The organism is Ensifer sp. SSB1, from assembly GCF_016652895.1.
GTDB lineage: Bacteria > Pseudomonadota > Alphaproteobacteria > Rhizobiales > Rhizobiaceae > Ensifer.
Genome location: NZ_JAEPRP010000160.1, coordinates 1 through 7,530 on the forward strand (window position 1 = coordinate 1; position 7,530 = coordinate 7,530).

Below are 7,530 nucleotides of genomic sequence, written 5' to 3' on the forward strand. Positions count from 1 at the left end.
CAATCGTGCCAATGTTAACGTGCGGCTTGTTGCGCTCAAATTTGCTCTTTGCCATTTCCGGCTCTCCGTTCTCTATCCCCTCGCGGGGAAAACTTTCTTATCTGCGTTCAGCGTATCGGTATTCCGGTCACTTCTGACCGGAATACTTTGCCTGGATTTCCTGTGCGACGTTCGACGGGACCGGCGCGTAGTGATCGAAGGTCATCGTGTACTGTGCGCGGCCCTGCGACATGGAGCGCAGGTTGTCGACGTCCTTGAACATGTTCGCCAGCGGGACGTTTGCGTTGATCACAACGGCAACGCCACGCGATTCCTGGCCCTGGATCTGGCCACGACGCGAGTTGAGGTCGCCGATAACGTCGCCGACGTAGTCTTCCGGCGTTACGACTTCAACCTTCATCATCGGCTCGAGCAGCTGTGCACCGGCCTTCTTGGCAGCTTCACGGAAGCAAGCACGCGAAGCGATTTCGAAGGCCAGAACCGACGAGTCGACGTCGTGGAATGCACCGTCGATGAGCGTGGCCTTGACACCCAGCATCGGGAAGCCAGCGAGCGGACCGGAAGACAGAACGCTTTCGATACCCTTCTGAACGCCCGGGATGTATTCCTTCGGAACAGCACCGCCGACGATCTTGGATTCGAAGACGAAATCTTCGCCATCCGGGTTCGGTTCGAATACGAGCTTGACGCGCGCGAACTGACCGGTACCACCGGACTGCTTCTTGTGCGTGTAGTCTTCTTCGTGCTGACGCGTGATGGTTTCGCGGTAGGCAACTTGCGGCGCACCGACGTTGGCTTCAACCTTGAACTCGCGACGCATACGGTCGACGATGATGTCGAGGTGAAGTTCTCCCATGCCGGCGATGATCGTCTGGCCGGATTCCTGGTCGGTCTTGACGCGGAACGACGGGTCTTCGGCTGCCAGGCGGTTGAGCGCGAGGCCCATCTTTTCCTGGTCGCCCTTGGACTTCGGCTCGATCGCGATCTGGATAACCGGCTCCGGGAATTCCATGCGCTCGAGGATAACCGGCTTCAGCGGGTCGCAGAGCGTATCGCCAGTGGTGGTTTCCTTGAGACCAGCCAGAGCAACGATGTCGCCTGCAAAGGCTTCTTCGATGTCTTCACGGCTGTTCGAGTGCATCTGCAGCATACGGCCGACGCGCTCGCGCTTGTCCTTGACCGTGTTCATGACCGACGAGCCCTTTTCGAGCTTGCCCGAATAGATGCGCGCGAAGGTGAGCGAACCGACGAAGGGGTCGTTCATGATCTTGAACGCGAGCATCGAAAGCGGCTCGGCGTCGTCAGCGTGACGTTCGATTTCAGCTTCGGTCTTCGCGTCGATACCCTTGATCGCCGGAATGTCGAGCGGCGACGGCAGGTAGTCGACAACCGCGTCGAGCAGCGGCTGAACACCCTTGTTCTTGAACGCGGTACCGCAGAACATCGGGTGGAACTTCACGTCGATGGTGCCGCGGCGAACGAGTTCGCGGATCTTGTCGTTCGACGGCATGTTGCCTTCGAGGTAGGCTTCCATCGCAGCTTCGTCGATCTCGACAACGGTCTCGATCAGCTTTTCGCGATATTCTTCAGCCTTCGCCTTCATGTCGTCCGGGATCTCGACGACGTCCCACTGGGCGCCGAGCGATTCGTCGCGCCAGACGAGAGCGTTCATCTCGACGAGGTCGATAACGCCCTTGAACTCGGTTTCAGCGCCGATCGGCAGCTGCATGACGACGGCGATCGCGCCCAGGCGGGTCTTGATCATCTCGACCGAGCGGTAGAAGTCCGCACCGGTCTTGTCCATCTTGTTGCAGAAGATCATGCGCGGAACGTTGTACTTCTCGGCCTGGCGCCAGACGGTTTCCGTCTGAGGCTCAACACCTGCGTTGGCGTCGAGAAGCGCAATGGCGCCGTCGAGAACGCGCAGCGAGCGTTCGACTTCGATGGTGAAGTCAACGTGACCGGGCGTGTCGATGATGTTGAAGCGGCGGGTCTTGCCATCGCGCCCCTTCCAGAAGGTCGTCGTAGCAGCGGACGTGATGGTGATGCCGCGTTCCTGCTCCTGCTCCATCCAGTCCATGGTCGCGGCGCCGTCGTGGACTTCGCCGATCTTGTGGGACTTGCCGGTGTAGTAAAGGATGCGCTCGGTCGTCGTGGTCTTGCCGGCGTCGATGTGCGCCATGATACCGAAGTTACGGTAGTCTTCGATTTTATATTCGCGTGCCATAGTGGACTGCCTCTTGAGACGTTCGCGCCAGAATTACCAGCGATAATGCGAGAACGCACGGTTGGCATCAGCCATCTTGTGCGTGTCTTCGCGCTTCTTCACGGCGCTACCACGGTTGTTCGCTGCGTCCATGAGTTCGCCGCAAAGGCGATCGACCATGGTCGTCTCGTTACGCTTGCGTGCGGCCGCGATCAGCCAACGGATGGCGAGGGCCTGGCGACGCTCCGGACGAACATCGACCGGAACCTGGTAAGTAGCACCACCGACGCGGCGCGAACGCACTTCAACGTGCGGCGCAATGTTGTCGAGCGCGGAATGGAATACGGTGATCGGCTCCTGCTTCAGCTTGACCTGAACCGCATCGAACGCGCCGTAAACGATGCTTTCCGCAACGGACTTCTTGCCGTGCAGCATGATTGCGTTCATGAACTTCGTGACAACCAGATCACCGAACTTCGGATCCGGGTTGATCTCACGCTTTTCTGCTCTGTGACTTCGGGACATACTTCTCGTCTCTTTAACTGTTTCAGCGCTTTACCACGCGGAGGACCTCGCGCAGCGCCGGGATTTTCAAAACCGAATTACTTCGGACGCTTCGCACCGTACTTCGAACGGCGCTGCTTGCGGTTCTTGACGCCCTGGGTGTCGAGAACGCCACGGATGATGTGGTAACGAACACCCGGAAGGTCCTTTACGCGGCCGCCGCGGATCATAACAACCGAGTGTTCCTGAAGGTTGTGACCTTCACCCGGGATGTAGCCGATGACTTCGAAGCCGTTCGTCAGGCGAATCTTAGCAACCTTACGGAGAGCCGAGTTCGGCTTCTTCGGGGTCGTCGTGTAAACGCGGGTGCAAACACCACGCTTCTGCGGGTTTTCCTGCAGAGCAGGAACCTTGTTGCGCTTTACCTGTGCCTGACGAGGCTTGCGGATCAGCTGGTTTACGGTAGGCATATACCCATCCTTGCAAAATCTTGTCACGTTACCCTTGCGGGCGGATCGTTGCCGTCGCCGGCGATGTCGAACGCCTCATGAAATGCGCAAAACAGGGGCCGATCCGCTTTTCCGCAGATGGCCCCAAATAAAGCAGAGGACGCACTATATTGCGCGTCATGCGTGCAGCATTGTTGTCGTCAGCGTGCGTTTCGAACCTTGTTTGAGGCGAACTCCAGAACGCGACGTTCCGAACCAGCCAGCCTCACATGGGCTCCGATGCGGCGGGGTGTACTGATTTCAAGGCCAACAGTCAAGGGCAATTAAGAAATATTCTATCGCGCACAGGCCTGACATGCCTGCAAAACAAGGCTTTTGCACATGGTTCCGCACCCGGCGCCCGCCTCTTTGCCCCTTCAGCCCGCAGAGTGTCCGACAGGGTTAAGGAATCGGCAACCACTTTGTGGCGGTTTTCCACCGACTTCGAGTCGGCCCCAGGAGAAGCGTTCGAAGGGCACTGCATTTCCGTCGCGCTGGGTTTAAAAGGACGCTAAGGTCCCGCCAGTCATTCGAAAGGAAACAAAATGGCCGTCACCCCAGACAACGACAATGCCCCGGACGAACCGATGGTGTTCATCATCATCGGCAAAGCCTACGAGACCGACGGCGACGGAGACGGCGTGGACATTCACGTGATGCTCAAGGCGCCCGACGACGATACCGCCGTTCGCGAAGCGCTGAACGCACTTGCCGAAGAAGGTTTTCTCGAGGCTGACCTGGACCAGATCGGTACATTGACCGAAGTCCCGAGCGAAGAGCCTCACGCCTCAGCCTACCAGGGTGCGCTCGAAGGCGAAGTGGCGATTATCCGCTTCAGCTAAGTTCACGTTCAAGAGATCGTCGCCCTCGGCTTTGCCGCGCGCGGTGACCGCTCAAAGGAAAAGCCGCCGAGATCGCTCTCGGCGGCTTTTTTCGTTGGCTCAAAGGGCGGAGACCGCCCCCCTCGCTTATTCGGCTGCTGCGTTCTCGTTGGCGAGATCGGCGAGCATCGGCGTTGCGACATCCGCACCCGTGCCACGACGACGCTCTTCCAGGATCATTTCGTCGCGCGCGGTTGCGATGCGACGGATCTGGGTCATCGTGCCACCGGTACCGGCCGGGATCAGACGGCCGACGATGACGTTTTCCTTCAGGCCCTGCAGGCCGTCCGTCTTGCCGGCGATCGCCGCTTCGGTCAGGACCTTGGTGGTTTCCTGGAACGACGCTGCCGAGATGAACGACGGTGTCTGCAGCGAGGCCTTGGTGATGCCGAGCAGGACCGGATCGCCGTATGCCGGCTTCTTGCCCTGTTCGATCAGGCCGTCGTTGACGTCTTCGAGCTCGATACGATCGACATTGTCGCCGACAATGTAGGTCGAGTCGCCTGCATCGGTGATTTCCACCTTCTGCAGCATCTGACGGACGATCACCTCGATGTGCTTGTCGTTGATGACAACGCCCTGCAGTCGGTAGACTTCCTGGATTTCGTTGACCAGGTAGGAAGCAAGTGCTTCCACGCCCTTGATCGCCAGGATGTCGTGCGGCGCCGGATTGCCGTCGAGGATGTAGTCGCCCTTTTCGATGTAGTCGCCATCCTGAAGATGGAAAGGCTTGCCCTTCGGGATCAGGTATTCGACCGGCTCGACACCGTCTTCCGCCGGCTCGATCAGAACGCGACGCTTGTTCTTGTAGTCGCGGCCGAAGCGGATGGTACCATCGATCTCAGCGATGATGGCGTGATCCTTCGGACGACGAGCTTCGAACAGTTCGGCAACGCGCGGCAGACCACCGGTGATGTCCTTGGTCTTGGCGCTTTCCAGCGGCGAACGTGCAAGCACGTCACCCTGGGAGACCTTCGTGCCCGGTTCCACCGAAAGAATGGCGTCAACCGAAAGCATGAAGCGGGCGTCACCACCACGCGACAGCTTCATGACCGCACCATTCTTGTCCTTGATGACGATCGCCGGCTTCAGGTCCGTACCACGCGGAGTCGAACGCCAGTCGATAACCTGACGCTTGGTGATGCCGGTGGATTCGTCGGTCGCTTCGAGCACCGAGATGCCGTCGACGACGTCTTCGAAGTGAACGGTACCTTCCACTTCCGTCATCATCGGACGGGTGTAGGGATCCCACTCGGCGAGACGCTGACCGCGCTTCACCTTGTCACCATCGTCGACGAGGATCTTCGAACCATAGGCAACGCGCTGCGAAGAACGCTCGACGCCGCGCTCGTCCAGGATCTGGACCGCCATGTTACGGCCCATCGCGACAAGAACGCCGTCCGAGTTGCGCAACATGTTGCGGTTCTTGATCTGAACCGTGCCTTCGTAGGACGCTTCCAGGAACGACTGGTCGACCACGGTCGCCGTACCGCCGAGGTGGAAGGTACGCATGGTGAGCTGAGTGCCCGGTTCACCGATCGACTGTGCAGCGATAACGCCAACCGCTTCGCCCATGTTGACCGGCGTACCACGTGCCAGGTCGCGGCCGTAGCAGACGCCGCAAACGCCCGTCTGGATTTCGCAGGTCAGTGCCGAACGGATACGGATCGACTGGATACCAGCCTTTTCGATCTCGATGACGTCGGGCTCAAGGATCATCCGACCAGCGTCGACGAGGCGAGCGCCGGTGACCGGGTGATCGATGTCATCCAGAGCCGTACGACCAAGGATACGCGCGCCAAGCGAAGCCACAACCTGACCGGCGTCGACGATCGCCGTCATGGTGAGGCCGTTCTCGGTGCCGCAATCGACGGAATTGACGATGCAATCCTGCGCCACGTCGACGAGACGACGGGTCAGGTAGCCCGAGTTCGCGGTCTTCAAGGCGGTGTCGGCCAGGCCCTTACGGGCACCGTGGGTCGAGTTGAAGTACTCGTTAACGGTGAGGCCTTCCTTGAAGTTCGAGATGATCGGCGTCTCGATGATTTCGCCCGAGGGCTTGGCCATCAGGCCGCGCATGCCGCCCAGCTGACGCATCTGGTTCGGAGAACCACGGGCGCCGGAGTGCGACATCATGTAGATCGAGTTCATCGGCTTCTGACGGCCGTTGTCGTCGAACTCTACAGCCTTAATGCGGGCCATCATTTCGTCGGCGACCTTCTCGGTCGCCTTACCCCAGGCGTCGACAACCTTGTTGTACTTTTCGCCCTGGGTGATGAGGCCGTCATTGTACTGCTGCTCGTATTCCTTCACGAGCGCTTCAGTATCGCCGACGATCTTCACCTTGGTGTCCGGAATGACCATGTCGTCCTTGCCGAACGAAATGCCGGCGCGGCAGGCATGGGCAAAGCCGAGCTGCATGATGCGGTCGCAGAAGATGACCGTGTCTTTCTGACCGCAGTGACGGTAGACCGTGTCGATCATCTTGGAGATGTTCTTCTTGGTCATTTCCTGGTTGCAGGTCTCGAACGGCACGTTGACGTTGCGCGGCAACAGTTCGCCGATGATCATGCGGCCAGGCGTCGTTTCGTAGATCTTCGAAACCGGGTTGCCCTCGGCGTCGACGGTCTTGAAGCGGCCACGGATCTTGGCGTGCAGGGTCACGGCCTTGGTTTCGAGCGCGTGATGCAGCTCGCCCATGTCCGAGAACGCCATGCCTTCGCCCGGCTCGTTCTGGTTCAGGATCGACAGATAGTAGAGACCGAGAACCATGTCCTGCGACGGAACGATGATCGGCGCGCCGTTTGCCGGGTGCAGGATGTTGTTCGTCGACATCATCAGAACGCGGGCTTCAAGCTGCGCTTCGAGCGACAGCGGCACATGAACGGCCATCTGGTCGCCGTCGAAGTCGGCGTTGAAGGCCGTGCACACGAGCGGGTGCAGCTGGATCGCCTTGCCTTCGACCAGGGTCGGTTCGAAGGCCTGGATGCCCAGGCGGTGCAGCGTCGGTGCGCGGTTCAACAGAACCGGATGCTCGCGGATAACCTCGTCGAGGATGTCCCAGACTTCCGGCTTTTCCTTTTCGACGAGCTTCTTGGCCTGCTTGACGGTCGAGGAGTAACCCTTGGCGTCGAGGCGGGCGTAGATGAACGGCTTGAACAGCTCGAGCGCCATCTTCTTCGGAAGACCGCACTGGTGCAGCTTCAGTTCCGGACCGGTCACGATGACCGAGCGGCCGGAATAGTCGACGCGCTTGCCGAGCAGGTTCTGACGGAACCGGCCCTGCTTGCCCTTGAGCATGTCGGACAGCGACTTCAGCGGGCGCTTGTTGGCGCCGGTGATGACGCGGCCACGACGGCCGTTATCGAACAGCGCGTCCACAGATTCCTGCAGCATGCGCTTTTCGTTGCGGATGATGATGCCCGGAGCGCGCAGTTCGATCAGGCGCTTC

General features: G+C 59.6%; 5 protein-coding genes. 1 reads left to right on the top strand and 4 read right to left on the bottom strand.

Going from position 1 to position 7,530, the window contains the following annotated elements; genetic code table 11:
• Positions 1-127: 127 nt before the first annotated feature.
• From fusA to rpsL, 3 genes are all read right to left on the bottom strand, one after another.
• Positions 128-2,227: an elongation factor G gene (fusA, locus tag I8N66_RS29185; protein ID WP_291161505.1), complete on the bottom strand. Its 2,100-nt coding sequence runs from the start codon at positions 2,225-2,227 to the stop codon at positions 128-130.
• 33 nt (positions 2,228-2,260) lie between these two features.
• A complete protein-coding gene (gene rpsG / locus I8N66_RS29190; RefSeq protein WP_291161507.1) occupies positions 2,261-2,731 on the bottom strand; it encodes a 30S ribosomal protein S7 in 471 nt (156 codons plus the stop codon).
• 77 nt (positions 2,732-2,808) lie between these two features.
• Positions 2,809-3,180, bottom strand: a complete 372-nt coding sequence (gene rpsL, locus I8N66_RS29195; RefSeq protein WP_003507760.1) for a 30S ribosomal protein S12 — start codon at positions 3,178-3,180, stop codon at positions 2,809-2,811.
• A gap of 563 nt (positions 3,181-3,743) precedes the next feature.
• On the opposite strand from rpsL, the gene I8N66_RS29200 reads away from it, so the two are divergent.
• On the top strand, positions 3,744-4,040 hold the full coding sequence (locus I8N66_RS29200) for a transcriptional regulator (protein ID WP_113541263.1): 297 nt from the start codon (positions 3,744-3,746) through the stop codon (positions 4,038-4,040).
• Positions 4,041-4,166: 126 nt separating this feature from the next.
• Here I8N66_RS29200 and rpoC read toward each other — a convergent pair.
• A partial coding sequence (rpoC, locus tag I8N66_RS29205) for a DNA-directed RNA polymerase subunit beta' (RefSeq protein WP_291161516.1) occupies positions 4,167-7,530 on the bottom strand: 3,364 nt, incomplete at its 5' end.

Excerpts from the sequence above, each read along its gene's own strand:
- fusA (WP_291161505.1), bottom strand. The coding sequence starts at position 2,227 with ATGGCACGCGAATATAAAATCGAAGACTACCGTAACTTCGGTATCATG.
- rpsG (WP_291161507.1), bottom strand. The coding sequence starts at position 2,731 with ATGTCCCGAAGTCACAGAGCAGAAAAGCGTGAGATCAACCCGGATCCG.
- rpsL (WP_003507760.1), bottom strand. The coding sequence starts at position 3,180 with ATGCCTACCGTAAACCAGCTGATCCGCAAGCCTCGTCAGGCACAGGTA.
- I8N66_RS29200 (WP_113541263.1), top strand. The coding sequence starts at position 3,744 with ATGGCCGTCACCCCAGACAACGACAATGCCCCGGACGAACCGATGGTG.